The sequence below is a fragment of the Bacillus fungorum genome (assembly GCF_002746455.1).
GTDB classification, from domain to species: Bacteria; Bacillota; Bacilli; order Bacillales; family Bacillaceae_G; genus Bacillus_A; species Bacillus_A fungorum.
The window spans coordinates 21,506-47,510 of record NZ_NWUW01000007.1; the positions used below are offsets into that span (position 1 = coordinate 21,506).

A 26,005-nucleotide genomic window follows, 5' to 3' on the forward strand; every position below is an offset into this window, starting at 1 on the left:
TCTATTTTGCTTTTTGTACAGCATGAAAATGTAGCATTTTCATTGCGCATAAAATGATAAGTAGAAATGTAATTGCACCTAGGAAGAAAATCCAAAAGTAATTTTGATTAAATAAAAGAAATCCACCTACAATAGGTCCAGCACCCATACCGAGATAGCGGATGAAGTTGTATATACCAATAGCTGTTGCACGTTCTTGTACGAATTCGTCCGTTAATAAAGTAGTGTGAGTTGGCATAGAAAGTCCCATGCTAAAACCATATAAAGAGGTGATGATAGTGATGAATGGGATGTTGATGCTATATGTGAAAGAGAATAAAGTGACACATATAATATTGAAGAAACTAGTGATGAATAAAACCTGCTTTGTTGTGAGCTGTTTTTGCAAAAATTTGTAGCAATAACTTCCTAGCATAATAGAAAGAGACATTGGTACAAACATAAGACCAATTTCACTTGCAGTTAGGTGAAATAAATTTGTTAAAATGTTCGGCAAAAAAACGAGGAAGCAAAAGTAAATACAAAATTGAATGAAGCCAATAAGAGTAATAGAAAATCTAGTTTTATTTTTTAAAATAAACCAGTAATTCTTTTTTGCTTGAGGTTGCTTCATTACAGTTGGTTTTGTTTCTGGAAGTAGTGAAGAGTTTATAATTAATAAGAGAATGCCAAGTATAGATAAAAACAGAAATACGGATAAGTGGCCATTTATACTGCCGAGATAACCACCTATGAGAGGGCCAATCGCAGGAGCGAGCGCAAGTAACATTTGGTAAAGGCTCATTGCTTCTCCTCGTTCTTTCCCTTCAAACAAATCACCGATAATCGTTGCTGCGACTACAGGTATAGCTGCTATTCCTATAGCTTGAACAACTCTAAAAAATAGAAATAAATAAACATTCGCCGAAAAAGCACATCCGATTGAACCAATTGTACTAATGATTAAACTAGGAATAAGGACAGATTTTCTTCCCTTTGTGTCAATTAAAGGCCCATATACGAGCTGCATAATTGCAAGAACGAATGTGAAAAGTGAAACTGTTAAATTTATAAGATAAAGAGAAGTGTGAAAAGAACCTTGAATCATAGGCAAGATAGGTGTGTAAATATTTTGAGCGAAGGAACCGAGTAAGGCACTAATACAGACAACATATAAAATGAGATTTAGTTTGTTTTTTTTCATTATGTTAACCTCCTTGTTTTTTAGTTTCCTAGGAAACTAAACTTATTTTAACATCATTTTCTCACTTGTAAATATGAAAAAATGATTTTACAATGATATATAGTTGAATTGTTTCTTTGGAAACTTAGGGGGCGAACGGATTGGAGCATGCAACGAAACAAATGGAAATACTTTCAGACATTCGTACACTTTTGCATAAAAAAGAAGAACATTTGAAAGGACAAAATGAGAAGTTTCTTCGTGAGACAGGTATAAGTGGTATGTCTTTATCTGAGTTACATGTGATCGAGTGTATCGGAAAAAATGGTCTGATGAATGTAACGGCAATTACGACAGAAATGGGAATGACGAAGGGCGCAATCTCTAAAATTTGTACAAAGTTGTTCCAAAAGAAATTTGTTGAGAAGATGCAAATGTTAGACAATCAAAAAGAAATTTTTTTTCGCTTAACGGAAAGTGGAGATGAAATATATAAAGCTCATGATAAATTGCATAAACAAGCTGAAGAAAAGTGGCTGTTACTTTTAGATGGATATACGAAAGAAGAGCAAGATTTTATTCAAAGGTTTATAAAGGATGTCACCAATCATTTGGAAATATAATTGGAAGAAAAAACTCCTTCATTTCAAGCCTTTTGAATATAAATTCTAAAAGAACTCATATATAATAGAAAAAGATACTTAACATAGTGAATAATTAAAGAGTCAATATATAAGAGGAGAGAATAACATGCTTGAAAATACGGGGTTAGTATTGGAAGGCGGCGGTATGCGTGGTGTATATACGGGCGGGATATTAGAATACTTTATGGAACAAGATTTATATTTTCCATATGTAATCGGTGTATCAGCTGGTGCTTGTCATGCAGCGTCGTATCTTTCCAGACAAAGAAATAGAAATAAAACAGTGAATATTGATTATGCATCACACCCGCAATATTTATCGTATAAAAACTTATGGAGAAAACGTCAGCTATTTGATATGGATTTTATCTTCCATGAAATTCCAGAAAAGCATGTGCCTTTTGACTTTGAAACATATTTTAATAGCCCAGAGCGTTTCCTTGTAGGCACAACAGATTGTGAAACAGGACAGTCTGTTTATTTTGAAAAAGAGGGAACGAATGATGATGCATTAAATTTATTACAAGCATCTAGTTCATTACCTTTCATTGCACCGGTAGTAAACTACCGTGGTAAGCAGTTATTAGATGGCGGGATTTCTGATCCGATTCCAGTTCGTAAAGCACAAGAAGATGGGTTTAAAAAATCAGTCGTTATTTTAACGAGAAACCATGGTTATGCTAAGAAAAAATCAAAGTTTGGATGGGTGGCAGCGAAAGCTTATAAAAAATATCCGAACCTTGTTAACACGATGTTGAATCGTTATGAAGTGTATAATGAAACACTTCACTACATTGAAAAAGAAGAGCAAGCAGGTAATTTATTTGTTATTCGCCCAGAAGTGCCGCTTCAAGTTGATCGTATGGAAAAAGATACAGCAAAACTACAAAATCTATATGAGCAAGGCTATAAAGATGCAAAGAGACAGTTTGCAGATTTACAGTCGTTTTTACAAAAATAAGTATTAGGCTGCGGAGAAGAGTTTCTCCGCAGCCTTTTTTATGATTGGTTTCAATTACAAATATTGGTTATTTGTGGGTTTTTTTATGGTATAATATGGATAAGTGTGTGTGGAGAGGTGATACATATATATGGAAAATGTATATAAAGGGCTTAGACATACTGGATTTACTATGATGCTTATTTTTTGTGGTGTGTTTCTACTGCGTTGGTTCATTCGTGATGAAATGCTACTAGATCAGCTTATTGGGTGTAGTGTAGGGATGATAATGGTTATTTCATCAATTTTCATTCAAAGGTATAGTAAAGAATTACAGGTAGAAGAGAAGTATTAAAATGTTATAAGCTCCTTCATATTTTGGAGGGACCGCTATAGTTTGAATGATTGTTATAAAAGAAAAGTAGAGCATCGGATTTCGATGCTCTACTTTTTTAATGTGGTAAGAAAATTAATTGATAAGCGAACAAGATTCCGAATACATACACAAGTGGGTGCACAGAACGGAATTTACCTTTTGCCACTTTCATAAGTGGGTATGAAATAAATCCAAGTGCAATACCTGTTGCGATACTTGATGTAAGTGGCATGCTTAAGATTACTAAGAATGCTGGGAATGCCTCATCAAATGAGTCCCAATCAATGTGACGAACTGAACCCATCATAAGACTACCAACGATAATTAATGATGGTGCAGTAATAGCTGATACACCAGAAACGGCACTTACTAATGGTCCGAAGAATGCTGCTAGTGCGAATAGAACAGCTACTGTAACAGTTGTTAAACCAGTACGACCACCAGCTGCAACACCAGCAGATGATTCAATGTAAGCTGTTGATGGTGTTGTTCCAAACATAGAACCGATTGTTGCTGAGAATGAGTCAGATAGAAGAGCTCGTCCAGCTTTTGGAAGCTTTCCGTCTTTCATAAATCCACCTTGTTGAGCAACGCCCAGTAATGTACCTGTTGTATCGAATAATGTGACAAGGAAGAATGAAAATACAACGCCGTACAATCCGTAGTTAATTACATCAGATACAGCAGTAATTGGATTTGAAACGATAATGCCTTCTGGTAATCCAGGCATTGATGTAACACCGTTTGAGAATGTTAATTGTCCTGTGAAGAAAGCGATAATACCAGTTAATAGCATACCGATAAATAGCGCGCCATTTACATTTAAAGACATCAGTACAATTGTAATTCCAAGTCCAGCTAATGCTAGTAGTACTGGAGCAGAGTGAAGGTCACCAAGTCCAACTAGGTTTGCATCATTTTTTGTAACGATACCTGTTAAACGTAAACCGATAAAGGCGATGAAAAGACCGATACCAGCAGTAATTGCATGTTTTAAGTTTTCAGGAATTGCTTCCATTAATTTTGTACGGAAAGATGTGAATGATAACAAAATTAAAATCATACCTGCTACGAATACAGCAGAGAATGCAATTGCGAAAGTCATGCCTTCATGAGCTTTTACAACAGAGTAAGAGAAGTAAGCATTTAATCCCATACCTGGTGCAATTGCGATTGGTAAGTTTGTAAAGATTGCCATAAATAATGTTCCGACAACAGCAGCGATAATTGTTGCTGTAAATGCTTGTTCAAATGGAACACCTGCATCCCCAAGGATGACAGGGTTTACGACAATGATATATGCCATTGTTAAGAAGGTAATAATACCTGCCATAATTTCAGTTTTAATAGAAGTTTTATGTTTTGAAAGGTTAAACATATAAACATCCTTTCTGTTTACGAATAATTTTCACAACAGTTATATATAATATTCGTTTTTTAACTATTTTGCAATAGTTTTGCATAAAAAGTTTACAACAATTCATATTTTGTGTCTTAAATTCGAATATTAATCGTAAAACGATTTGTGAATTTCCGTTTTTATTGTGCGCATATTATAAGGAAAAGGAGCTGAAGGAAGTTATGCCACAGCAAAAAAACTTTTTAACAATGCCAGCCCAACATCAAAATAAACAGCCTGGTATTGAATCATTAATGAATCCACTTCCGCAGTTTGAAAATCCAAATTATAAAGGAAGCGAAAAGTTAAAAGGAAAGAATGTATTAATTACAGGGGGAGATAGTGGAATTGGACGAGCTGTTTCCATCGCTTTTGCGAAAGAGGGAGCAAATATTGCGATTGCGTATTTAGATGAGGAGGAAGATGCAAATGAGACGAAACAGCGTGTTGAAAAAGAAGGCGTAAAGTGTGTATTGTTGCCGGGGGATTTAAGTAATGAACAGCATTGTAAAGACATTGTAGAAGAGACCGCCCGGCAGCTAGGTAGTTTAAATGTTTTAGTAAATAATGTCGCGCAGCAATATCCGCAGCAAGGACTAGAGTATATTACAGCAGAGCAACTAGAAAAAACGTTTCGTATTAATATTTTTTCTTATTTTCACGTTACGAAAGCAGCACTTTCTCATTTAAAGCAAGGAGATGTCATTATAAATACGGCGTCTATCGTTGCATATGAAGGAAATGAAACTTTAATTGATTATTCTGCAACGAAAGGAGCTATCGTTGCTTTTACAAGATCTCTCTCTCAATCGTTAGTGCAAAAAGGAATTCGTGTAAATGGTGTTGCGCCAGGTCCGATTTGGACACCTCTTATTCCATCGAGCTTTGATGAGAAGAAAGTGTCACAGTTTGGAAGCAATGTTCCGATGCAAAGACCTGGTCAGCCATATGAATTAGCACCAGCATACGTATACTTAGCATCTGGCGATTCATCCTATGTTACAGGGCAAATGATACATGTAAATGGGGGCGTTATTGTAAATGGATAGTTTTCATTTATAAGAGCAAAGTAAAGTTAATTCCACTTATTATAGTGAGCGCTAGGGGAGGGATATAGATGAAAAAATTATGTTTCGTCATACTATTATTTTTCATCCTACCGGTTAGTGCTTTTGCTGATACAGATCATTTAATATTAGTGAATCTTACGACAAACCAATTATCTTTTTTTGAAAATGGAAATTATACAAAAACATTCCCCATAACAACTGGAAGAGACCGTACACCTACACCTGAAGGGAATTTTTGTATTATAACTAAATATAAAAATAAAGAATACCATCGAAAAAAAATAGCTGGGGGTGCACCGAATAATCCTCTCGGTACGCGTTGGTTAGGTCTGGATAAAAAGGAGTATGCAATTCATGGAACAAATCGAGAATGGACGATTGGAAGTAGGGAATCAAATGGCTGTATTCGTATGCATGACAGGGATATACAATGGTTATATGACCGGGTACAATTACAAACAAAAGTAATCATTTCTCGTTTTCATACGAATCCAGAATATGAGGCAAATAAGCTTGGTTATCGCGTTGTGAGCTGGAACGGTCGTAAAGTAGAAGAAGAGCAAATTGGCGTGCTTACGTTAGTAGACCGTGCTGATATATATTGGCAAGAACCAAATGGACAGTTAACGAAAGTGAAAACGGTATTGCCGAATGAAAGATACAAGGTGTATTCAAAACGAAAAGATGGAATATATTATATAGGAAACAATTTGTATATTATGGATGAAACAGGAGAGAAAATTCGTTATGAGCAAATTCCTTCTTCGATTTTAAGTAATATATATAAACGAAAATATAGTGTTTCGTAATGGCTACCGTATTATAGACGGTAGCTTATTTCTACTTCGAGTTTAACTGCAACTATTGTATTTTGCTGAATATAATACAGTACAGATAGGGGGCGGTTACATTATGAAAAGTGAATTTGCTTTTAAAGTTTTCTTAGTAACGACCTGTTTATTTATCGTGTATTTGTATGCGTTTCTCGTCTTTTCGTTTTATGTTCCATATGTTGATTTAATATTGTTCTTTGGATTTATTTGGGCATTTGTGAAAGCAAGAGAAGGAGAGAAGAGTATATATCGGCGTATTACCCTATGCGGGACAGTTGTTCTCGTTATTTTGTACTTTTTTATGATGCATGATTTTTGGAGAGGAATGTAAAAAAGCATACGAGTAGTCGTATGCTTTTTATGTTTAATATTTTGGCTTAAATGTATGGCAACAAGTTTCTACACTCGTTGCTACAGAGCTTTCTAGCGTCTCGTTTGTTAAAACAGCGCTTGTATATGAATCATTTGTATTCGAACCAGCTTCTTGTGCATCAGGTTGAACAACGATTGCACTTGCTTGACAAAAGTTACCTTGTCCCCAAAATGAGCAATTGGAAACAGAGCATTTCACTTCTGGCATAAAACCCCCTCCTTATACATTAGTTTGGGATTTTACGCCCATTTCATGTGTAGAAGGAGTTTCCTTTTCTCGTTATTTTTTCGTTTGCTCAAGCCATTCTTTTAATTTGTCTTTCGGTTGTTCACCACTAATACGGCTCACTTCTTTACCATCTTTAAAATGAATGATTGTTGGAGTGCCTTTAATTTTATATTCATCCCAAGGAGCATCTAATTTTTCAATATCCATAACTTTCATATCAACATTCAAGTCTTTAGCCATCGGTACTACGATGGGAGATAATTTTTGGCAATGAACGCAAGATGTTTGATAAAAGTATACTGTTTCTTCTTTTTTCTCTTTTAAATTCTTTTGAAGATCTGAAAGAGAGATTTTATTTGTGTAGTAGTCAGGACCACCAGTTGGACTACCAGTAGCATTATCAATTTTTTGGCTAGTTGCAGCATTTTTTTCTTCCATTTGTGTGACAGCAAAAATTGCTGCAAACAGGGCGATAATAATACCACCAAATATAAGCATTTTTTTCATTCTTTCATCTCCTTATTTGTTTTTGATTACGATGAAGCTACAAACAGCGATTGTGATAAAGCCGATAAGTGCTAAAAACGGGATTGTCACAAAGCCGAACCAGTTTATGTATTCTCCCGTACAAGGTACGCGGCCGCAAGCTGCCCCAGCAGCTGAAAATGCTGCGATTTTTTGAATTGCATAGTGATATAAAGAAATACAAGCACCAATACTTGCAATTGGTAAAGAATAACTTGCAATGCGATAGTCTTTTTTTACTACAGCGATACCAATCCATAAAACGAATGGATACATAAAAATACGTTGATACCAACAAAGGACACAAGGCTCAAATTTCATGATTTCGGAAAAGTATAGACTTCCTAATGTAGCAATAAATGAAGCTCCCCATGCAGTAAGTAAAGCATATTCTTGCTTTTTTTCTCGTCCCATATTTTATACCTCACTTATAATAGTTACATACTAAATTATAGTATGAAGTGGCACAGAAAAGAAAGAAAAAATATGTTTATCAATAAAAGTTTTATAAGAGGAAACTTTTATTGATATAAACATTTTAAAAAAGCGCTATTCTCCAGAAGAGAATAGCGCTATATTTTACATTTGAATTTGCTCTACTTCTTCTACATGTGACTTTTGGGATGCGTGGTCAATATATTGAAATAGGAGCTGCAATTGTTTATCAACTTCTGGTAATTCTTTACTGTATTGATAAGCATGTAAAAAATGCTCAATACGCTTAGAAAATAATTGATCGTTCGTCTGAACCATGAGAACGAGTAATTTATCCCAATTACAGCAATACGTGTAATAGAGAGCTTTATCATAGTCGTTATATGTTTGCACTGTGTACCCTCCTTACCGAGAGTTATATATAGTGTGTGATAAGTAAGGAGAAATACACTTGAAAGAATTTGTTAAGAAAAAAAGTGAATGAAAAAAACGAGGTATTTCCTCGTTTTTAAGCTTTTGGCATTGGCGTAGGTGTTGGTTTGCCATAGCCTTCTTTGTATTTATTGTCAATATAGTTACGAATTTCAAGCGTTGATTTTCCTTTTTGTTTCATCGCAGCCGATTCAACTGCGATTTCTAGGCAATTGACGCAAGTCGTTGCATGGGAATCCCAAACAACTTCACCATTCTTCTTAATTTCACGAATAAAGCAGTTTTTATTATTTTTATGTCCTACACTTTCACCGCAACCGCAGTAACATGGAATCCAATCTAATAACTCTGCATTTTGCCCAGCGACAGTGTAGATATCTTTCATTTGTGGATCAAGCTTGTCTAGGAAGGTAGGAAGTGTGTCGACTCCTTTTGTTTTTTCTTGAATGTCAGCTTGCTGAGTGTGCGATGCATGGTCATGCTCTTCTTTTTTTGATTCAGAAGATTTATTGTCATTTGTACCAGTACTTCCGCATCCAGCAAGAATTAAGCTTAGTACTGCAAGTAAAGAAAATACATACTTTTTCATTCGCTTGTCCCCTTTACAAATGTATTAAACAAATTGTATCAAATATCATGGTGCGTTGGGTGAAGATTTTTTCGACTGATTTTTAAAACGCCAACGTAGTGAATGGAATAGAAATAAAATTGGGATATAAGCGTATACGATATATAAACCAGCTTGAGACAGTACGGTATTTAATGCATTGATATCTTCACGGTTTGTGAAAAACAAAGACGAAATAAATATAGCAGCGATAAAAAATGGCAGTGTAATGTTAAAAGGTATGCGAAAAGACTTCTTGCTAATACAACAAGAAGACCAAATCGTTAAACAAAGATTAGGTAAAATAATAAGGTACCATAGGAAAATAATAATGTACTCAAACCTTTGAATAAAAGGAACCTTGATGATTTTTAGCATCGTTAATGTTGGCCAAATTGTATGATGTAGTTGTCCCTGGCTATAGTACATAAGGGACACAATCGCTAATATTACGTATAGAATGGTTGTAAAAGCAATACCGCTATGTGCCCATTTATTTAACGATTTTCCTTTTTTTATAAAGGGATAAAAGATAAGGATTGCTTCAAATCCAAGAAACTCTAATGCAGATGCTTTCGCTGCAGTAAAAATGTCTAAAGGTGCATGAGTTAGAATTGGGAAAATGTTACGGACATGTGCATATTTCATTGGGAAAACTAAGAAAAATAGAACGAAAATCGGTATGATAACGCCCCAAAAACATATTCCTGTTACAGAACGAAAGCCACCTCTAATTATGTAATAAGCTACAAGTAAAAATAGTAAAGTTAATTTCCATGGCTTAATTGTAGGAAAGACCCAAACCTGAATAACTTCAATATATGTACGAAGAACAGTAAGGCAAAATAATAGAAGGTATGCAGCAAAGCATACGGAAAAAAATGTTCCAATCCACTTTCCGAAACATGTCGTATGAATATTCATTAAATCATTATCTTTTTCTAACATTTTAAGCATACAAAATAAAACGATATGAGTTGCAATACCAGCGATAATAAGAGAAATCCAAGAATCATAACCGGCATATTGTGCAATAACTCTTTGGTATCCTAACACACCTACTCCGATTTGAAGGGAGTGTAATAGAAGGAATGTGAAATAAGGGGAAACAGTATGTGTTTTATCTTGTTTAGCCATGATAGCACCTCACTATTCTCCGATACCAGATTGTACGATATTAATTTTCACATGAACAGCAACGTCTACATTAGGATACATGTCTTGAATTTGTTTCATACTCCATTTTCTTGAATGACTACGAATTTCTTCTCGTATACCTATTGGATCAACTTCTTTTTCTTGGAATTGTTTTATTAATTCGCTTAAATCCTTCTCAAGCATTTTTTCTACATGTTTTTTTACGTAAGTTACATTTTCGTTCTTAGATAAGTCAAGCCAGTCGGGAGCATTTTTTATGAGTCCATTTAATTTTAAGTGGATGTTAACTTTCGGAATATCACTGGTGTCGGAAAGGGAACAAACACTTTTTCCAGATAAGTTTTGAGTAGCGATCAATCCTTTATGCTTACCTTGACGTATTGGAACTTCGTAGCGACCATTTTTCGTTGGATTAATAAGTAATTTTAATAAAAAAGATCCTTTTTTATCGGTGTACATAACCACTTTATCCTTTTTTAAAAAAGCGAGTCCTTTAATGGAAGCGGACTTGTCTTCTGCAACTTTAATATAAGGAAGAAATGGATCACATCCTGATGAATAAAAGTTATATAAAAAAATATTTAAAGCTGTCCGTGGGATTGTCTCGTTTTTTATATTTTGTTCCAGTAAATCAGATAGATAAAGTGATCCATTTGTTCTAACATGTTTAAGTAATTCTTCTGCTAAACCATCTACTAGTGCTAGTTGCACATCACGGCCAATGTTAGGATCACGTTGTAAGTTGTTAATAACATCTCCAATTCCACGTTCACCAAATGCCTTCCCAAATAGGACCACACGCATTTGACCTACAGCGATCGTATGTGGCGATTTGGCGTTTAGAAGGGAAGATATTGTTTCAATTGTACCTGCATGAGTTGATTGAGTTTCTGGTTTAGATTGTACTCCTTTTGTGTAATCGGGATATAAAATTGTCCCGCGAAATTTTTTATCTTTCATTATATCGAATCCACCTACGTGAATCATTCGCTGTGTATCAACTATATTTGTTTCTGTACAACCAGATTGAAAAATTAAAATGATAATGGAAAAGCATAATAAAATATTTTTCATTTCTCTTCACCGTCACGTTTTTCTTTCGCTTTGTTTGGGTCATAGCGCCATTTCTTTTTTGGTCTCAGAAAAGAGGCACGTCCAGCAGTTTGACTAAACGGCAAACGAAGGAGGCCTTCTGCTGTCCCTAAACCGCGGAATGGGTATAGAGGTAATAAATAAGGTGATCCAAGTGACTTTAAGCGAATTAAGTGAGCTAATATGAGCACGAATCCAACGATAAGACCTACGCCTCCAAAAGCTCCAGCTAAAATAATGAGGGGGAAGCGTAATATTCGGATAGTGGAAGACATTTTTACTGTTGGTGTTGTAAAAGACGCCAGTGCAGACAATGCAACAGCAATTAATAAAATCGTACTCGTTAAAGCAGCTTCAACAGATGCTTGCCCAATTACAATTCCTCCAACAATACCAATTGTTTGGCCGACTTTAGTCGGTAAGCGTGCTCCAGCTTCACGCAGTAATTCAATTGTAATTTCTAAAAAAAGAGCTTCCAAAACAGGTGGAAATGGTACATTGGCTCTAGAATAAATAATAGGGCCAAGTAAATCTGCAGGAATCATTTGATAATGATACGTTAATACAGCTGTGTAAATAGCTGAAGAAAATAGAGAGAAAGCTGCTCCAAAAAAACGAACCAATCTAAGAAATGAGCCTGCTATCCATGGTAAATAATAATCTTCTGGAGAGACGAAGAAATCAAGTAACGTCGCTGGTCCAGCTAATGCGTAAGGTGAACCGTCTGTTAAAATGACAACGCCCCCATTCAGTAATGCGTACACAGAGCGGTCTAACCGCTCTGTAGGTAGTAAAACAGGGAAGGGTGAGTTACTATTATCGCTAATAAACTGTTCAATCATAGTTGCATCAAAAGGAACATCAAAGTCAACGTCTTGTAAGCGCTGCATTGCAGTATTGATGTGTTGTTCATTTGTAATGCCTTCGATGTAAGCAACTATAACCTTTGTTTTGGATATAGAGCCAACTATAACTTCTTTGAAAACTAATTGCTCTGTTACTATGTTTCGGCGAAGTAAGTGTGTATTTGTATCAATATTTTCAACAAATCCGACTTTTGGACCGATTACACTATATTCATTTTCGGTATCGTTATATAAGCGTGTACCTAAAACTGAACTTTCAGCACGAATAAGTGCATATTCTGCTGCTTCAGCACCGTTTTTTATCTGTATGAGTACATACCCAACTAGTAATTTTTCACGAATATCATCGATAGAAGGATTGGTGATAATCCCTTCGAGTGTGACGATATTTGCTATGTCACTTATATTTTCAATGCGATCTAATTCTCTTTTTATAGGTGTTAAAATGAATCGATGAATGAGGAGTGATTCAGCTGTAGATTTATAATAAAACAAACATAGTGTCCCATCTTCTACGATGTTATAAGAAACGAAATCACTAGATTCTTTCATAGTGAGGATAAACTCTGGAATGGAACAGATTGTTTTTTTCTTCTTTTTAGACGATAAACGAAACATTTTCTCACCCCTTACTACATCATTTGCTTATGTTAGTTTTTGGGAAAGAGGGGAATTTATACTTGAAAATTGAAACTTTAATCAGTGGGGGGGCATCCCCCGCTGATTATTAGCCTTCACCAATCGAGCTTTTACGGGCAGCCCGAATCCCACCTAACTTCTTTGCTCTAGCCGAATTTTGAGGTGGGAGTTTTACTGCCCACAAATAGCGGGATAAAGAAAAGGAAGAGTAGTGAATACCTCTTCCTTTTTTGCGTATTAATTTGTTTTCTTCTCTTTAATAGACTTCACTAATTTAATCATCTCTGCTCGTATATCTTCTCTTTTAACATTTAATTTTTCCGCGATTTGTTTAATATCCATACTGTCTTTTTTCATTTTTAGTACATCATCAAGAGGGGTATTACTTTTTTGAGAGATGATTGTTAATACCGTGAGCTGACGTAAGCCGATATTATATTCTTTCATTTTTTGTTTTAGTCCATCTGGTGTGGATTTTTGCATCGTTGCTAATTGTTGCAGTAATGCTTTTTTTGTCTCCTTATTCATATGATGCTTTTTAAGCTTACTTGAATCTACACCGAAATGTTGTGCGGTTTTCTCCCAAGATTTATTTTGCTTATAGTAAGCTAAAACATCTTTAATTGCTTTTTTACTCATTCTTGCAATGTGGGCAGCTTTCCAAATTTCATGTTTGTTATAGCCGAGTTTTTCTAGCGACTGCATTTCTTCTTCTGAAATTGGTTTATGGTGATGCATTGTTACTTCTTTTGGCGTGGCAGCAGAAGCTGGGAAGGTGGATATCCCGCATAATAATGCTGCCATAGTCATACTTACTGCTATTTTTTTGTACATGTAAACTCCTCCTAGATGGATAATGTGGAAAACTTTACACATATCATTTCCATAAAATGTGAAAAACTTGTGAACAAGCTAAGTTTTTTTATTCACAGCATGAAATGACGTTTTTAGAAGTTTTCCAACATAAAACATTGATTAATAGTAAAAAACTAAGGTATAATCGAAATTGAAAATCAATATCACTAATAAACTTATACATATAGATAAAAATAAGGGAGAGAAAAATATGACTACATATACTTCCATTGCAAATGTCATTAAAGAAAGACGTTCTGTTCGTACATTTACAGATAAAGCAGTAGAAAAAGAGTTATTAATTGAACTATTAAACGACGCAACGTGGGCACCGAATCATCAACACCGTGAGCCATGGAATTGTAAATTATACATTGGAGAAGGCCGTCAGAAATTAGTAGATGCAGTATTAAACTCTTTCACAGAAGAAGAAAGAGCGAAACGCGGTAAAATTTTATCTGATCGTTTCTTAAGCACACCTGCACAAATCGTTGTATATATGAATGAAGATCCACGTCAAATTCAACGCGACGAAGATTACGCTGCAACATGTGCATTTATGCAAAACTTCCAACTGCTTGCTTGGGAACGCGGATTAGGTTGTGTTTGGAAATCAGGCGGATTAAACTACAATCCATTATTTATAGAAGGACTTGGTTTAACAAGAGGTCAACGCATCGTTGGAATTCTTCACCTTGGCTATTTCGATAAAGCACCAGAAGGAAAAGCTCGTACTCCGATTACGGAGAAGATGGAGATTATTGAAGGTTAATAGATGAGACATTCTCGTTTTTATGAGGATGTCTTTTTATTATGCAATCAATCCTCATGAAAGCAATGAGAGCGAATGCTGATAAAATTCCTTTAGTTTCTTTTTGTTGTAAAATTAAGTGGGAATATTTTTAAAGGTGAATATAAAAGATTGGATTGGGTGGGGGAAATGTATCAAAGTATAAAATATAATAAATACGAACTTCCAAAAAAATTTATAAGAAACGGAAAAGAATGCTTTTTTGATCCAATTAGAAAGAAGCTAATTTTAATTACTCCAGAAGAAATAGTGAGGCAACAAGTTATTCAGTTTTTAATTAAAGATATGCATGTTCCGAATGAATATATTGAGGTTGAAGTACCAATGTCTTATTTTAAGAAAGGCTTAAAAGGAAGAGCTGATATTATCGTTTATAGTGAAAGGGATAATCAACTTATCCCTGTGTTAATTATAGAATGTAAAGCAAATCTAGTTCCATTAACCGATAGTGTTTTTAATCAAGTTATTCGTTATGATGAAATGATTTTTGCGGATATGATTATGGTTACTAATGGTATTGAAACTATTTTTCAAGCATATTGTACAAGTACCGAATTATATAAAACTTTAGCGGTTCTCCCATCTTATAAAGAGCTGGTTGAGAGACAAGATCTTCAAGTTGTTCGGGAGAAACTGGATGGACTATGGGAGCGTCCTGTTTTTTATGATAATTATCCTTCGCAAATAATAGAAGAATTTAAAGGCAGGGGATGGATTGGGGAAGATACCCCTAGTCAGTCACATAATTTCATTGTTAACTTGATGGGATTACTAAAAGATCAAAGATATTCTTTACGCTCTCAATCTTTTAATAGTATTAATTTAATTGAAGATGGTGGATTGCGTTACATGTCTTATGGAAATGCAGCAGGTGGAACTTATACAGGAGATTATCGATACTTTATTGTTGAAGATAAAGAAGGCAACCATCAAATTGTTAGTATGTCTATATTTGCTACAGCAAAAACTATGAATGACCCCATTTACGGCACACGAAAAGGGATAACGTATTTGGTTGTCGCAATTGATGATTTTGATAAGAGTCACAACTCCTTGCAATTAAGCATTGATAAATATGTATCTGTAGGAAAAAAAGAATGTATGATATGGCACGATGGTACTTTGACGGCAGGGAAAAAAGGGGCTGTCAAAAGAGATAAAGTAATTCAATTTATAAAACAGAAAGCACCTGAGCTAGTAAATGAAGACAATCAAATTATTCTAGGAGTATTAGATCATTCTAGAGAATTTAAGTGGAAGCACAGAGATGTAAAACTCTTCGTGGCAAATTTGATTAAGTATGCGATATTAAGAGATGAGTTTCGAAAGGAATATAATTCTAGCCACAGCTTGAAACGAAAATCATGAACGAAGGCTAGGCTTCTATTGCTAAGGTGCTTTGAGGATATTAAAACATAGGAAAGAAATTTATCTTTGAGAGTCTAAGGTAGTGCTATTTAAAAGTTTAGAAAGGAGAATTTTTAATTTTCCAAAGAGCTAACTTTAAAAACGTTATTTTTGAATAGCTTTATAATAGGTAAATAAAGATATAAATTTTATTAACTATAGTAATAGTTTTGTAGTATAAAGAGGGGGGATTGTTTTGGCGATTTTATACCCAGAAATGGAAGTTGTTGAACAATTAAAGGTAAAGCCGACAGATGGAGAAATGTCTTTGTTGAGAATACTTCAAGTTATTCTAGATGATTCATATGAAGTGTTTTTTCAACCGTTTTTAAATGGAGAACGCCCAGATATTGTAGTACTGCGAAAAAAATACGGTGCCGTAATTATTGAAGTGAAAGATTGGGAATTGGATAGTTACCGTATAGATAAATCAGGAAACTGGTATGTAAAAAAGGATAATGGACCAATTAAAGATTGTCCTTTAAAACAAGTTGTTAATTATAAAAATAGTATGTATGACTGGCATATAGAAGGTTTACTAGAGCAGAAGATGTTAAATAAAAAATATTATGGACTTATTAAATGTGGGGTATATTTTCATAAAGAATTAGAAGTTAATGCGAAGAATTTCTTAATAGAACAAGATACGAAATTTATACAGATATGGGGGAGGGATACGAGTAATAAAATTTCTAATATCTTAGTAAATGAATCATCTTTATTTACAGACGAACTATATGAAAAAATTAAGAGTTGTTTAATGCCTTCTTTCCATGATTTAGAATCAGGTAAAGAGCCTATATATAATAAAAAGCAAAAACAACTACTCCAATCTAGTTCAAAGCACCAAAAGATAAAAGGAGTTGCGGGTTCAGGGAAAACCCTTGTCCTTGCAAGAAGATGTGTGAATGCATACAAAAGGACAGGGAGACGTGTACTTGTTCTAACTTTTAATATTACATTAAGAAATTATATTAAAGATCGAATTAGTGATGTTCGGGAGGATTTCGACTGGTCAAATTTTGAGATTAAACATTATCACCTCTTTATATCTAGTAAATGTAAAAAACATGGCATTAAGATAACACTTGGAAGTTTTGAGGATATAGATTTATTTAGTGGTGTAGAAAACAGGATTGAAAAGTATAGTGCTATTTTTATTGATGAAATACAGGATTTTAAATTTGAATGGCAACAGATTATAAGGAAGTATTTTTTAGAAGAGGGAGGGGAGTTTGTTCTTTTAGGAGATGAGAAGCAGAATATTTATAATCGAGAACTAGAAGAAGATAAAAAGGTGAAGACAACTATTTCAGGTGCATGGAACCAATTAAACACATCATATCGTTTAACTTCAAGGATATCTGATGTAGCAATTGAATTTCAAAAACATTTTTTTAAAGAGAAATATGAATTAGATAATATTGATCTCCAAGAGCAATTACAGCTCACTCTTGATGATGGTACACAATTACATTATTATTTTATAAAAAAATCTTTAGAGAATGAGAAATATATTAAATTTTTTGAAATTGTGTATAACATAATCGAGAAATTTGATGTACATCGAAATGATTTATGTTTTTTAGGGGCACAGATTGAATTATTACGAGAGTTGGACTATTACATAAGGTTATATCGCAAAGAAAAGACAACAAGAACTTTTGAGAGCAAGGAAGTATACGAACAAATTAAAGAGGATTATGACTGTAAGAGGCAGTTGGAAAAGTTAAGAAGAGAGAGGAAGTACAATTTTTGGATGAATGGCGGTACCACTAAAGTTGCAACTATACATAGTTTTAAAGGATGGGAAATCAATAACCTTGTACTATTTGTTGCAGAAGATATAAATAAAAGCGAAGATGAGGAAAAAATTGCAGTGGAAGAACTTATATACACTGGAATAACACGGTGTAGAAAAAATTTAATCGTCATAAATATTGGAAATAAAGAAATGCAGAGATTTTTCTCTAGTATAAAAGGGCAATTTGATTATTACTATATGTAAGTGAATTATGATATGAAGTATAGTGTTATAAAACTGTGAAATAGAAAGACATAAGCACGTTTCTAGTCGAATTTGTGCTTATGTCTTTTATTATCCAATAATCTTTTTAATATCAATTCTATAGGTTGAAGGAACTTGATGCATTTCTTGCAATTCATTACAGGCTTCCACATTTAATAAATAAAAATCTTTTTTTGACATGGATTTTTTAAAAAGCTCTTCATATGCCAGTTCAATATTACAGAGGAGGGGACGTTCTTCATAAATTGTACATGACCGATTGTCAATATCATAATGGATACAACAGCCATCACCTCTGTTTAAATGAGATAGGGAGTCAATACCTTGTATGTTTTGACAACAGATTCCACATTGGGTACAAGGAAAAGTTATCATAATGTGAATGACTCTTCACTTAGCATAAATGAATTGAATTCATCTTGATTTTTAAATTTAAACGAGACGTTTAAATTTTCGGCAAGTTGATGAATAGTCGCTTCTATATTTTCACCTGTATGAATCGTTTGTTTAACCAATCCAGTTACGTGTTCTATTTTTGCACCAGTTTCTTGATAAAAGTTACAAATACGTTCTTCTTCTTGTTTAATGTAATCGATAAGGACTTTACTTAATTCTTCAGCCTTTTTTCGTTCTTCAATTGCTAGTTCTAACTCTTGTTGAGCATGAGTGAATGCTCCATAAAGCTGTTTCATTCCTAGCATTGCGACGGTAGCGCCAACAGCTGCACCGACAGGGCCTAGAAGCATTGCTCCTGCTGCGCTGAATACAATTCCTGAAAAAGTGGTAACAGCGTTTTCACCAACTATTTCTAAAAATTCTTCAATAGATAATTTTTCTTTTATGAGTTGGTAGGAGCTTTCCGTTAGTCGAACAGCTGAAGAAGCAAGAGCTGCTGCTACGTTTCCTTTCATCATCACACTATCTTTACCAATAAATTTAATGCCATGAGCAATGCCTGCAACAGCAGCGCTTTTTCCAGCTTGTTTGCCACTATCTTTTCCTACTTGTATAAATCCATCTTTTATTTGCTTTTCGCTTTTACAAATCTCAACAGTTTGTTGTACAAGTGATACTCCGCCACCTACACATGCCCCTGCTAAAGCACCATTCATCATAGAAGAGAATGTTCCTTCAGCAAATGTATATATTTTTTCTTTTAGTGCGTATGTTTGTGGTTGATTTGCAGCTTTTAAAGCTTCCTCATATGTAGTGCCACCACTTGTAATGTTGTTTGCTTCTAGTTTTCCGTTTATGTGAGGAGCTGCTTGTTCGTAGTCTTTTGCATAAATACTTTGGGAATTTGCACGTTTCTCAACTAATTCTTTTACTTTATCAGCTTTTTCACTGTTAACTAAACGATCCATGTCCCCATACTTTTCGCTCGATACCATTCTTGCTAGTGATGCAGCTTTAGCACCAGACTTTGCTTGTACTTCTTTAATTAATGTATCACCATCTTTGATTAAGATATCAGCCGCGGCATGTGGATCTCCTAAAGAGTCTGTTGTAAAAGCACGCAAACTTTCACCTTTTAAGGCTGCGTCTTTATTAAATTTGGTTGCTTCAATAATTTCAAAAAGCCGTCCTTGTGTGATATTGGGTGAACAGTTCATATATTGTTTTGCTACTTTGGTTAGTGTATCCATTCCAGCAAATGTTTCAATAGTAGCATTTCCATAGCGCTCAATTTGCTCAGCTACAATTTGAGTTGCAAGAATATCTAGATTTTTCTTCATATGCAATTACCTAGTACATGTGTTGAATTGATTTTTCTGTGTTTTTAAGGACATCTTCTAAGATTTTGGAGCGTTCACCATTATCATCAATAACTGGTGTATCTAATAAATTTTTCAAGATAATCGCCAGTTCAGTAGTATAACGGATTGCAAGTTTTTCATCGTCGGTGAAGTTGCGATAGTCGATACCTTTTTCATTGATGATAGAACTCATTGTTGCAATATAGTCGCCAAAAAGATTATTTGTTTCAGTAGTTAAATCGGATAATTTGACAGTATAGGCTTTAATTTCTTGTAAAACAGAATTTGCACTATTTAATTTTTCAATTTCTACTTTGACTTCTTCTCTTTGAATTTTCATTTCTTCCAATTTCTTTTTGGTAGAGGCAGCGAAAATCACGCTTCCTAATGCTAAAGCAGGGGCAAGAGCAATCCCACCTAGAACAGCCATCCCCCCAGCCATTCCTAAACCCCCAGCAGCTAGTGACCCGCCACCTAAAAATGCTAACGTTGCATTGGTCGCAGCTACCCCGCTTAAAGAAGCGATAGCCGTTCCAGTTGAGGCTGCGCCAAATGTTGTAGCAGCTCCGAGTGCTCCAAAAGCTGCCAGTCCACCGCCAGCAATTGCGGAAACCCCCGATTTTAATAAATCAGATGCAGCGATAACTTGTTTTTCAATTTCCTGCATAAAACGTTTAGAATCAGATACATCTTCAAGGGAATCGATAGTAGTTTTATCTGTAAAATCAACATTTTTTAATTTCTTGAATTCTGAAATGAATTCTTTCATTGTGCCACTAAGGATGTTTAGTTTTAATTCTCCGTATTTTTCAAATTGAGTATTTGTGCTTTGACGTGCTTTGTCAAATGTGTTAAAAGAATTTTTGTAGCGCTTTTCTATTGATTCAGCAATATCTTTTGTTTCCTTCATATTTTTATATGATTCATGTCCTTTTTTTCCAGCAACTGCAGTGGCAACTGCAGCACCAGCAGCAACAACTAATGGAATAAATGGTAACGGCATTGAAATCATTCCTCTCCTGAGATATTTTTCCTAATAATTATAATTTAAATATCACGATATTATCAATAAAAGTTATATTTAAATTCTAATAAATAGATAAGAATATTTATTACCGTGTATGTATTTGCTTTTTGATGATTCTTTGATTAAGAGTGGTATATAAAATTATAAGGGATAAGTAATAAATGAAGTAACTACGTTTAGTTCTCATGAAAGCTTGTTCCTCATCATACACTTTCTTAAGGGAAAGTGTAAGGAGGGAAAATAATGAGAGCAAGTGACGATAAAGTATTGCAATATGCGATTGCGGAAATTACGGAAATTGCGACTGGCTTTGGGCTGGATTTTTATCCGATGCGTTATGAAATATGTCCAGCGGAAATTATTTATACATTTGGTGCATATGGGATGCCGACGAGGTTTTCACATTGGAGTTTTGGGAAGCAATTTTTTAGAATGAAATTACAATATGATTTAGGTCTTAGTAAAATATACGAACTCGTTATTAACTCTGATCCATGTTATGCCTTTTTATTAGATACGAACTCTTTAATCCAAAACAAATTAATCGTAGCGCATGTTTTAGCGCACTGTGATTTCTTTAAAAATAATATTCGTTTTTCAAATACGAAGCGAGATATGGTAGAAAGTATGTCAGCGACAGCTGAACGGGTGAAAGCTTATGAGCATAAGTACGGAAAAGCAGAGGTAGAAACATTTTTAGATGCCGTACTTGCCATTCAAGAACATATTGATCCGTCGCTTATGCGTCCGAAACTTGCATGGAGTATGGATGATTTAGAAGAGGAAGAAGTGGAAAAGAAAAAAGCATCACAATACGATGATTTATGGAATTTAGATGATCGAAATAAAAAGAGGGAACGATTGAATATACGCAAAAAGAAGAAGATTCCACCGCAACCAGAGAAAGATTTACTACTCTTTATTGAAGAATATAGCCGTGAGCTTGAAGATTGGCAGCGAGACATATTAACGATGATGCGTGAGGAAATGTTATATTTCTGGCCACAGCTTGAAACGAAGATTATGAACGAAGGCTGGGCTTCCTACTGGCATCAACGCATACTCCGTGAAATGGATTTAACATCTGATGAAGCAATTGAATTTGCGAAATTAAATGCAGGTGTCGTTCAGCCATCAAAAACAAGTATTAATCCATACTACCTCGGTATTAAAATGTTTGAAGATATAGAAGAGCGCTATAATAACCCGACAGAAGAAATGAAGCGACGAGGCGTCAAACCAGGATCTGGTCGAGACAAAATCTTTGAAGTACGCGAAATCGAATGGGATGTATCGTTCTTAAGAAACTACTTAAACAAAGATCTCGTAATGAGAGAAGATATGTACTTATTCCAGCGCCAAGGAAAAGAGTATAAAGTAATAGATAAAGAGTGGGAACATGTACGTGATCAACTCGTAAATATGCGTACAAATGGTGGATTCCCGTATTTAGTAGTAGAAGATGGAGATTATTTAAAGAACGGAGAATTATATATTAAACATAGTTACGAAGGAATCGAGCTCGATTTAAAATACTTAGAAAAAGTATTGCCATATCTTCATCAGCTGTGGGGAAGAACGGTGCATATGGAGTCGATTGTGGAGAGTAAGGGCGTTGTGTTCTCTTATGATGGGAAGATGGTGCACCGGAAGTATGTGTGATGGAAAGAACGGACATAGAATGTTATGTCCGTTCTTTTTTATTTGGAACAAAGTTAAATATGCTATTCTTGAAAAAAGGGAGTTACATAGAGAAATGGAGAGGTTCAAATGAGCAAAGTAGGGGTATGCAAGGTGGATATTACGCCGCCTATAGGTATTGATTTTGTCGGATATCATAGAGAAACAGGAATAAATAATATTGAAGAACGTATTTATGGGACAGTTTTTGTATTTGAAAAAGATAAAATGAAAACGGTGTTTATAAGTATTGATAATATTGGGATGTTAGTAGAAGATACGAACATGATTCGTGAGCGAGTAGCGAGTGAGCTTCACGTGCCATTTGAGCAAATAACGGTGGTTTATACTCATACGCATTCCGGTCCAGAAACGGTCGGTGATGATCCGGTAGTACAGTCGTATAAAACGCTTTTAGTAAATAATATAGTGCAAGGTGCTGTTATTGCGAATAACAATTTGAAGCTATGCGAAGTTGGATGGGGTGTTACGACAGGTGATATTGGGGTAAACCGAAGAGAGAGAACATCTGATGGAAAAGCGAAGATGGGAACAAATATAGAGGGTGTTGTAGATAAGCGAATTGGTATGTTAGCAATAAGAGACGTTGAAACGAAGGAGTTATCCGGGGGTGTAGTATTTTGTACTGCCCATCCGAATGTTTTAAAAGGTGATAGTGATGTATTGTCAGCGGATTATCCCGGGATGACGAGAGAGATTCTTGAGAAGATCGTAAACTGTCCTGTTATTATTGTGCAAGGTGCTGCTGGTAATGTAAATGCAAAGTATCGTGGTTCAAGGGAAGCATTAACACAAATGGCGTACACGCTTAGTAGACATGTATTAACGATGTTGCCAACAATTACATATAGCCCAATTGTAAATTTAAGAACAGTTTCGAGTACGATGCAAATGAAATTGAAAGATATTCCTGAAATTGATGAGATACGAAGCATGGCTCAATTAGCAGAGAAGCAGTGGGGTGTGAACACGGATGAATGGCTTACTATCGTATTAGAGAAATATAAGCAAGGCATTCGGCAGTTACGTATTGATTTAGAAGTTCAACTATTTCAAATGAATGATGGTATGTTCTCTGGTATACCGATGGAACCTTTTTCGGAAACTGCTTTAGAAATGAAGGAGCGTCTTCAAAATGAACTAGCTTTTTTTGGTGGATATACGAATGGATATATTGGGTACTTACCGACAAAAGAAGAGTTTGCATATGGTGGGTATGAAGTAGAGTTGAACCCTATTGTGTATGGGGCAACTACGAATTTATTGATGCCACCAAAGGAGAACACAGCAGATTTAATTGTGCAAAAAGTTATAGAACTATACGAAAAAGAACTTGGAGATATCTAGGTTCTTTTTTGTTTCGAATTTGTGAACAAAAGATATATATATTGAAAATGATTTTTGTACGTCTTATTATATACCCGTGTAGGTATCTGTTTTGTATTTATGATGCATGGAGAACTTAAATAATAAATAACATGGAGGTTTGAAATATGTCTAGAAAAATTGTAGTAGTAGGCGGAGTTGCAGGCGGGGCATCAGTAGCTGCAAGGCTTCGTCGTTTAAGTGAAGAAGATGAAATTATTATGGTGGAGCGCGGTGAATATATTTCATTTGCAAATTGTGGATTACCGTACTATATTGGCGGTGTCATTACAGAAAGACAAAAATTATTAGTACAAACTGTTGAAAAGATGTCAAAGCGTTTTAATTTAGATATACGTGTATTGAGTGAAGTGGTAAAGATTAATAAAGAAGAGAAAACAATTACTATAAAGAATGTAACTACAAATGAAACATATAACGAGGAATATGATGTTTTGATTCTTTCACCAGGGGCAAAGCCAACTATTCCCCCTATTCCGGGTATTGAAGAAGCGAAGGCGTTGTTTACGTTACGAAATGTACCTGATACAGATCGTATTAAAGCGTATATTGATGAGAAGAAACCACGTCGTGCGACGGTTATTGGTGGCGGGTTTATTGGGGTGGAAATGGTTGAAAACTTAAGAGAACGAGGAATTGATGTTACTCTTGTAGAGATGGCGAATCAAGTGATGCCACCGATCGATTATGAAATGGCAGCATATGTACATGAGCATATGAAAAATCACAATGTTGAGCTTGTTTTGGAAGATGGTGTAGATGCATTAGAAGAGAGCGGGACTGTTGTACGTTTAAAAAGTGGTTCAATCATAGAGACAGATATGATTATTTTAGCAATTGGTGTACAACCAGAGAGTAGTTTAGCGAAGGATGCAGGATTAGCATTAGGAGTTAGAGGAACGATAAAGGTAAATGAGAGATTTCAAACATCGGATTCACATGTATATGCAATTGGTGATGCGATTGAAGTAAAAGATTTTGTTACTGAAACAGAAACGATGATTCCTTTAGCGTGGCCGGCTAATCGTCAAGGTCGCATGTTAGCTGATATTATTCATGGTCATACGGATTCTTTATATAAAGGTACGCTGGGAACTTCTGTAGCTAAAGTTTTTGATCTAACGGTTGCTTCGACGGGAGTAAATGAGAAAATATTAAAACGATTAAATATACCCTATGAGGTAGTGCATGTACAGGCAAATTCGCATGCGGGATACTATCCGAATGCTACGCCAGTGCTAATAAAATTAATTTTTAATAAAGAAAGCGGAAAAATTTACGGGGCACAGGCGTTAGGGCGTGACGGTGTAGATAAGCGCATCGATGTTATCGCAACGGCAATAAAAGCAAATTTAACTGTAATTGATTTGCCAGATTTAGAATTATCATACGCACCGCCTTATTCTTCTGCGAAAGACCCGGTAAACATGGTGGGGTATGCCGCAAGTAATATAGTAGATGGTTTTGTGGAAACAGTCCAATGGCATGAGATAGATCGTATTGTTGAAAATGGTGGATATCTTATTGATGTTCGAGAGCCTAATGAACTAAAACAGGGAATGATTAAAGGTTCTATTCATATTCCGTTAGATGAATTACGTGATCGTTTGGATGAAGTGCCAGTGGGTAAAGAAATATATATTACTTGTCAGCTCGGTATGAGAGGGTATGTTGCAGCGCGCATGTTAATGGAAAAAGGATACAAGGTAAAGAATGTAGATGGTGGCTTTAAATTGTACGGTACAGTATTACCAGACCGTATTGTATATTGATGTTTTTTCATCTTCCACTTCAAAATTTGGTGGAAGATGAAAGCCTATAGATTCAGGTTTCACTTTGTGTTTTACGAATATATAAGGTGAAAATTAAAAATAGGGGTTTGCAAAATACCCTGCAGGGTATAATATATTGTCATAAGTTATAAATAGTGACATAATGGTAATGAGGTGATTATAGAATGGAATATAATCAAGATATGAAAAATAGATTAAAACGTATTGAAGGCCAAGTTCGTGGTGTGCTTCGTATGATGGAAGAGGGAAAAGATTGCCGAGAGGTTATTACACAATTAACGGCGTCTCGCTCTGCGCTTGATCGTACAATTGGACTCGTTGTTGGAACAAACTTAGAGCACTGTTTACGCGAACAGTTTGAAAGTGGCAATAGTTCAAATGAAGAGTTAATTAAAGAAGCTGTTCAATTACTTGTAAAGAGCCGATAATCTGTCAAACGTAAGTGTTGACAGATTTTCAA

General features: G+C 35.0%; 26 protein-coding genes and 1 pseudogene. 13 read left to right on the top strand and 14 right to left on the bottom strand.

Features of this window, described 5'->3' with window-relative positions; all coding sequences use genetic code 11:
- Position 1 precedes the first annotated feature (1 nt).
- A complete protein-coding gene (locus CO726_RS11970; protein WP_099684381.1) occupies positions 2-1,183 on the bottom strand; it encodes an MFS transporter in 1,182 nt (393 codons plus the stop codon).
- A gap of 140 nt (positions 1,184-1,323) precedes the next feature.
- Between CO726_RS11970 and CO726_RS11975 the strand changes: the two genes are divergently transcribed.
- The 3 genes from CO726_RS11975 (at position 1,324) to CO726_RS11985 (ending at position 3,101) form a co-directional block, all read left to right on the top strand.
- Positions 1,324-1,785, top strand: a complete 462-nt coding sequence (locus CO726_RS11975) for a MarR family transcriptional regulator (protein ID WP_099684382.1) — start codon at positions 1,324-1,326, stop codon at positions 1,783-1,785.
- Between the two features lie 127 nt (positions 1,786-1,912).
- Positions 1,913-2,767, top strand: a complete 855-nt coding sequence (locus CO726_RS11980) for a patatin-like phospholipase family protein (protein ID WP_099684383.1) — start codon at positions 1,913-1,915, stop codon at positions 2,765-2,767.
- Positions 2,768-2,897: 130 nt separating this feature from the next.
- Positions 2,898-3,101: a hypothetical protein gene (locus tag CO726_RS11985; RefSeq protein WP_099684384.1), complete on the top strand. Its 204-nt coding sequence runs from the start codon at positions 2,898-2,900 to the stop codon at positions 3,099-3,101.
- A 97-nt stretch (positions 3,102-3,198) separates the two neighbouring features.
- Here the strand turns inward: CO726_RS11985 and CO726_RS11990 are convergent, their stop codons facing one another.
- The gene (locus CO726_RS11990; RefSeq protein ID WP_098761717.1) at positions 3,199-4,500 is read right to left on the bottom strand and encodes an NCS2 family permease; all 1,302 of its coding nucleotides are present in this window, start codon (positions 4,498-4,500) and stop codon (positions 3,199-3,201) included.
- Positions 4,501-4,703: 203 nt separating this feature from the next.
- Between CO726_RS11990 and CO726_RS11995 the strand changes: the two genes are divergently transcribed.
- The 3 genes from CO726_RS11995 (at position 4,704) to CO726_RS12005 (ending at position 6,755) form a co-directional block, all read left to right on the top strand.
- A complete protein-coding gene (locus CO726_RS11995; RefSeq protein WP_099684385.1) occupies positions 4,704-5,570 on the top strand; it encodes an SDR family oxidoreductase in 867 nt (288 codons plus the stop codon).
- A gap of 68 nt (positions 5,571-5,638) precedes the next feature.
- The gene (locus CO726_RS12000; protein WP_099684386.1) at positions 5,639-6,400 is read left to right on the top strand and encodes a L,D-transpeptidase; all 762 of its coding nucleotides are present in this window, start codon (positions 5,639-5,641) and stop codon (positions 6,398-6,400) included.
- A 103-nt stretch (positions 6,401-6,503) separates the two neighbouring features.
- Entirely contained in the window at positions 6,504-6,755 is a 252-nt protein-coding gene (locus tag CO726_RS12005) for a hypothetical protein (RefSeq protein ID WP_000834197.1), read from the top strand.
- 33 nt (positions 6,756-6,788) lie between these two features.
- Here CO726_RS12005 and CO726_RS12010 read toward each other — a convergent pair whose 3' ends face one another.
- From CO726_RS12010 to CO726_RS12050, 9 genes are all read right to left on the bottom strand, one after another.
- Positions 6,789-7,004, bottom strand: a complete 216-nt coding sequence (locus CO726_RS12010; protein ID WP_098761720.1) for a DUF1540 domain-containing protein — start codon at positions 7,002-7,004, stop codon at positions 6,789-6,791.
- 72 nt (positions 7,005-7,076) lie between these two features.
- Complete coding sequence (locus CO726_RS12015) at positions 7,077-7,532, bottom strand: thioredoxin family protein (RefSeq protein WP_099684387.1); 456 nt, start codon at positions 7,530-7,532, stop codon at positions 7,077-7,079.
- Between the two features lie 12 nt (positions 7,533-7,544).
- A complete protein-coding gene (locus tag CO726_RS12020) occupies positions 7,545-7,964 on the bottom strand; it encodes a disulfide formation protein C (RefSeq protein ID WP_099684388.1) in 420 nt (139 codons plus the stop codon).
- 165 nt (positions 7,965-8,129) lie between these two features.
- On the bottom strand, positions 8,130-8,378 hold the full coding sequence (locus tag CO726_RS12025; RefSeq protein WP_001195459.1) for a YhdB family protein: 249 nt from the start codon (positions 8,376-8,378) through the stop codon (positions 8,130-8,132).
- A gap of 115 nt (positions 8,379-8,493) precedes the next feature.
- Positions 8,494-9,006: a PCYCGC domain-containing protein gene (locus CO726_RS12030; RefSeq protein WP_099684389.1), complete on the bottom strand. Its 513-nt coding sequence runs from the start codon at positions 9,004-9,006 to the stop codon at positions 8,494-8,496.
- Between the two features lie 45 nt (positions 9,007-9,051).
- Complete coding sequence (locus tag CO726_RS12035) at positions 9,052-10,161, bottom strand: GerAB/ArcD/ProY family transporter (protein ID WP_099684390.1); 1,110 nt, start codon at positions 10,159-10,161, stop codon at positions 9,052-9,054.
- Positions 10,162-10,173: 12 nt separating this feature from the next.
- On the bottom strand, positions 10,174-11,256 hold the full coding sequence (gene gerYC / locus CO726_RS12040) for a spore germination protein GerYC (protein WP_099684391.1): 1,083 nt from the start codon (positions 11,254-11,256) through the stop codon (positions 10,174-10,176).
- Positions 11,253-12,758 carry a spore germination protein gene (locus CO726_RS12045; protein WP_099684392.1) on the bottom strand — a complete coding sequence of 502 codons (1,506 nt, stop codon included), beginning with the start codon at positions 12,756-12,758 and terminating at the stop codon, positions 11,253-11,255. Before CO726_RS12045 ends, gerYC begins: the two co-directional genes overlap by 4 nt.
- Before the next feature lie 258 nt (positions 12,759-13,016).
- Entirely contained in the window at positions 13,017-13,613 is a 597-nt protein-coding gene (locus tag CO726_RS12050) for a hypothetical protein (protein WP_136699581.1), read from the bottom strand.
- A gap of 232 nt (positions 13,614-13,845) precedes the next feature.
- On the opposite strand from CO726_RS12050, the gene CO726_RS12055 reads away from it, so the two are divergent.
- From CO726_RS12055 to CO726_RS12065, 3 genes are all read left to right on the top strand, one after another.
- Positions 13,846-14,406 (top strand): nitroreductase family protein, encoded by a 561-nt coding sequence (locus CO726_RS12055; protein ID WP_099684394.1) that lies wholly within the window; start codon positions 13,846-13,848, stop codon positions 14,404-14,406.
- A gap of 168 nt (positions 14,407-14,574) precedes the next feature.
- Positions 14,575-15,813 (top strand): type I restriction enzyme HsdR N-terminal domain-containing protein, encoded by a 1,239-nt coding sequence (locus tag CO726_RS12060; RefSeq protein WP_099684552.1) that lies wholly within the window; start codon positions 14,575-14,577, stop codon positions 15,811-15,813.
- Positions 15,814-16,069: 256 nt separating this feature from the next.
- On the top strand, positions 16,070-17,860 hold the full coding sequence (locus CO726_RS12065; protein WP_245916626.1) for an AAA family ATPase: 1,791 nt from the start codon (positions 16,070-16,072) through the stop codon (positions 17,858-17,860).
- Between the two features lie 90 nt (positions 17,861-17,950).
- On the opposite strand, the gene CO726_RS32970 is transcribed toward CO726_RS12065, so the two are convergent.
- From CO726_RS32970 to CO726_RS12080, 3 genes are read right to left on the bottom strand one after another with little or no spacing between them, the layout of a single operon-like run.
- Positions 17,951-18,256 (bottom strand): YkgJ family cysteine cluster protein, encoded by a 306-nt coding sequence (locus CO726_RS32970; RefSeq protein WP_099684396.1) that lies wholly within the window; start codon positions 18,254-18,256, stop codon positions 17,951-17,953.
- Entirely contained in the window at positions 18,253-19,617 is a 1,365-nt protein-coding gene (locus CO726_RS12075) for a hypothetical protein (protein WP_099684397.1), read from the bottom strand. Before CO726_RS12075 ends, CO726_RS32970 begins: the two co-directional genes overlap by 4 nt.
- Positions 19,618-19,627: 10 nt before the next feature.
- Positions 19,628-20,641, bottom strand: coding sequence for a hypothetical protein (locus tag CO726_RS12080; protein WP_099684398.1), 1,014 nt, complete (start codon positions 20,639-20,641; stop codon positions 19,628-19,630).
- A 267-nt stretch (positions 20,642-20,908) separates the two neighbouring features.
- Between CO726_RS12080 and spoVR the strand changes: the two genes are divergently transcribed.
- From spoVR to CO726_RS12100, 4 genes and pseudogenes are all read left to right on the top strand, one after another.
- Positions 20,909-22,327, top strand: a complete 1,419-nt coding sequence (gene spoVR, locus CO726_RS12085; protein ID WP_098761729.1) for a stage V sporulation protein SpoVR — start codon at positions 20,909-20,911, stop codon at positions 22,325-22,327.
- A gap of 19 nt (positions 22,328-22,346) precedes the next feature.
- Positions 22,347-23,713, top strand: a pseudogene (locus tag CO726_RS12090) (neutral/alkaline non-lysosomal ceramidase N-terminal domain-containing protein).
- A gap of 146 nt (positions 23,714-23,859) precedes the next feature.
- The gene (gene cdr / locus CO726_RS12095; protein ID WP_099684400.1) at positions 23,860-25,524 is read left to right on the top strand and encodes a CoA-disulfide reductase; all 1,665 of its coding nucleotides are present in this window, start codon (positions 23,860-23,862) and stop codon (positions 25,522-25,524) included.
- 185 nt (positions 25,525-25,709) lie between these two features.
- Complete coding sequence (locus CO726_RS12100; protein ID WP_098761732.1) at positions 25,710-25,973, top strand: metal-sensitive transcriptional regulator; 264 nt, start codon at positions 25,710-25,712, stop codon at positions 25,971-25,973.
- Positions 25,974-26,005 lie beyond the last annotated feature (32 nt).

What these genes read in the sequence shown, in the direction of transcription:
- CO726_RS11970 (WP_099684381.1), bottom strand. Translation starts at nt 1,183, where the DNA reads ATGAAAAAAAACAAACTAAATCTCATTTTATATGTTGTCTGTATTAGT.
- CO726_RS11980 (WP_099684383.1), top strand. Translation starts at nt 1,913, where the DNA reads ATGCTTGAAAATACGGGGTTAGTATTGGAAGGCGGCGGTATGCGTGGT.
- CO726_RS11985 (WP_099684384.1), top strand. Translation starts at nt 2,898, where the DNA reads ATGGAAAATGTATATAAAGGGCTTAGACATACTGGATTTACTATGATG.
- CO726_RS11990 (WP_098761717.1), bottom strand. Translation starts at nt 4,500, where the DNA reads ATGTTTAACCTTTCAAAACATAAAACTTCTATTAAAACTGAAATTATG.
- CO726_RS11995 (WP_099684385.1), top strand. Translation starts at nt 4,704, where the DNA reads ATGCCACAGCAAAAAAACTTTTTAACAATGCCAGCCCAACATCAAAAT.
- CO726_RS12000 (WP_099684386.1), top strand. Translation starts at nt 5,639, where the DNA reads ATGAAAAAATTATGTTTCGTCATACTATTATTTTTCATCCTACCGGTT.
- CO726_RS12005 (WP_000834197.1), top strand. Translation starts at nt 6,504, where the DNA reads ATGAAAAGTGAATTTGCTTTTAAAGTTTTCTTAGTAACGACCTGTTTA.
- CO726_RS12010 (WP_098761720.1), bottom strand. Translation starts at nt 7,004, where the DNA reads ATGCCAGAAGTGAAATGCTCTGTTTCCAATTGCTCATTTTGGGGACAA.
- CO726_RS12015 (WP_099684387.1), bottom strand. Translation starts at nt 7,532, where the DNA reads ATGAAAAAAATGCTTATATTTGGTGGTATTATTATCGCCCTGTTTGCA.
- CO726_RS12020 (WP_099684388.1), bottom strand. Translation starts at nt 7,964, where the DNA reads ATGGGACGAGAAAAAAAGCAAGAATATGCTTTACTTACTGCATGGGGA.
- CO726_RS12030 (WP_099684389.1), bottom strand. Translation starts at nt 9,006, where the DNA reads ATGAAAAAGTATGTATTTTCTTTACTTGCAGTACTAAGCTTAATTCTT.
- CO726_RS12035 (WP_099684390.1), bottom strand. Translation starts at nt 10,161, where the DNA reads ATGGCTAAACAAGATAAAACACATACTGTTTCCCCTTATTTCACATTC.
- gerYC (WP_099684391.1), bottom strand. Translation starts at nt 11,256, where the DNA reads ATGAAAAATATTTTATTATGCTTTTCCATTATCATTTTAATTTTTCAA.
- CO726_RS12045 (WP_099684392.1), bottom strand. Translation starts at nt 12,758, where the DNA reads ATGTTTCGTTTATCGTCTAAAAAGAAGAAAAAAACAATCTGTTCCATT.
- CO726_RS12050 (WP_136699581.1), bottom strand. Translation starts at nt 13,613, where the DNA reads ATGTACAAAAAAATAGCAGTAAGTATGACTATGGCAGCATTATTATGC.
- CO726_RS12055 (WP_099684394.1), top strand. Translation starts at nt 13,846, where the DNA reads ATGACTACATATACTTCCATTGCAAATGTCATTAAAGAAAGACGTTCT.
- CO726_RS12060 (WP_099684552.1), top strand. Translation starts at nt 14,575, where the DNA reads ATGTATCAAAGTATAAAATATAATAAATACGAACTTCCAAAAAAATTT.
- CO726_RS12065 (WP_245916626.1), top strand. Translation starts at nt 16,070, where the DNA reads ATGGAAGTTGTTGAACAATTAAAGGTAAAGCCGACAGATGGAGAAATG.
- CO726_RS32970 (WP_099684396.1), bottom strand. Translation starts at nt 18,256, where the DNA reads ATGATAACTTTTCCTTGTACCCAATGTGGAATCTGTTGTCAAAACATA.
- CO726_RS12075 (WP_099684397.1), bottom strand. Translation starts at nt 19,617, where the DNA reads ATGAAGAAAAATCTAGATATTCTTGCAACTCAAATTGTAGCTGAGCAA.
- CO726_RS12080 (WP_099684398.1), bottom strand. Translation starts at nt 20,641, where the DNA reads ATGCCGTTACCATTTATTCCATTAGTTGTTGCTGCTGGTGCTGCAGTT.
- spoVR (WP_098761729.1), top strand. Translation starts at nt 20,909, where the DNA reads ATGAGAGCAAGTGACGATAAAGTATTGCAATATGCGATTGCGGAAATT.
- cdr (WP_099684400.1), top strand. Translation starts at nt 23,860, where the DNA reads ATGTCTAGAAAAATTGTAGTAGTAGGCGGAGTTGCAGGCGGGGCATCA.
- CO726_RS12100 (WP_098761732.1), top strand. Translation starts at nt 25,710, where the DNA reads ATGGAATATAATCAAGATATGAAAAATAGATTAAAACGTATTGAAGGC.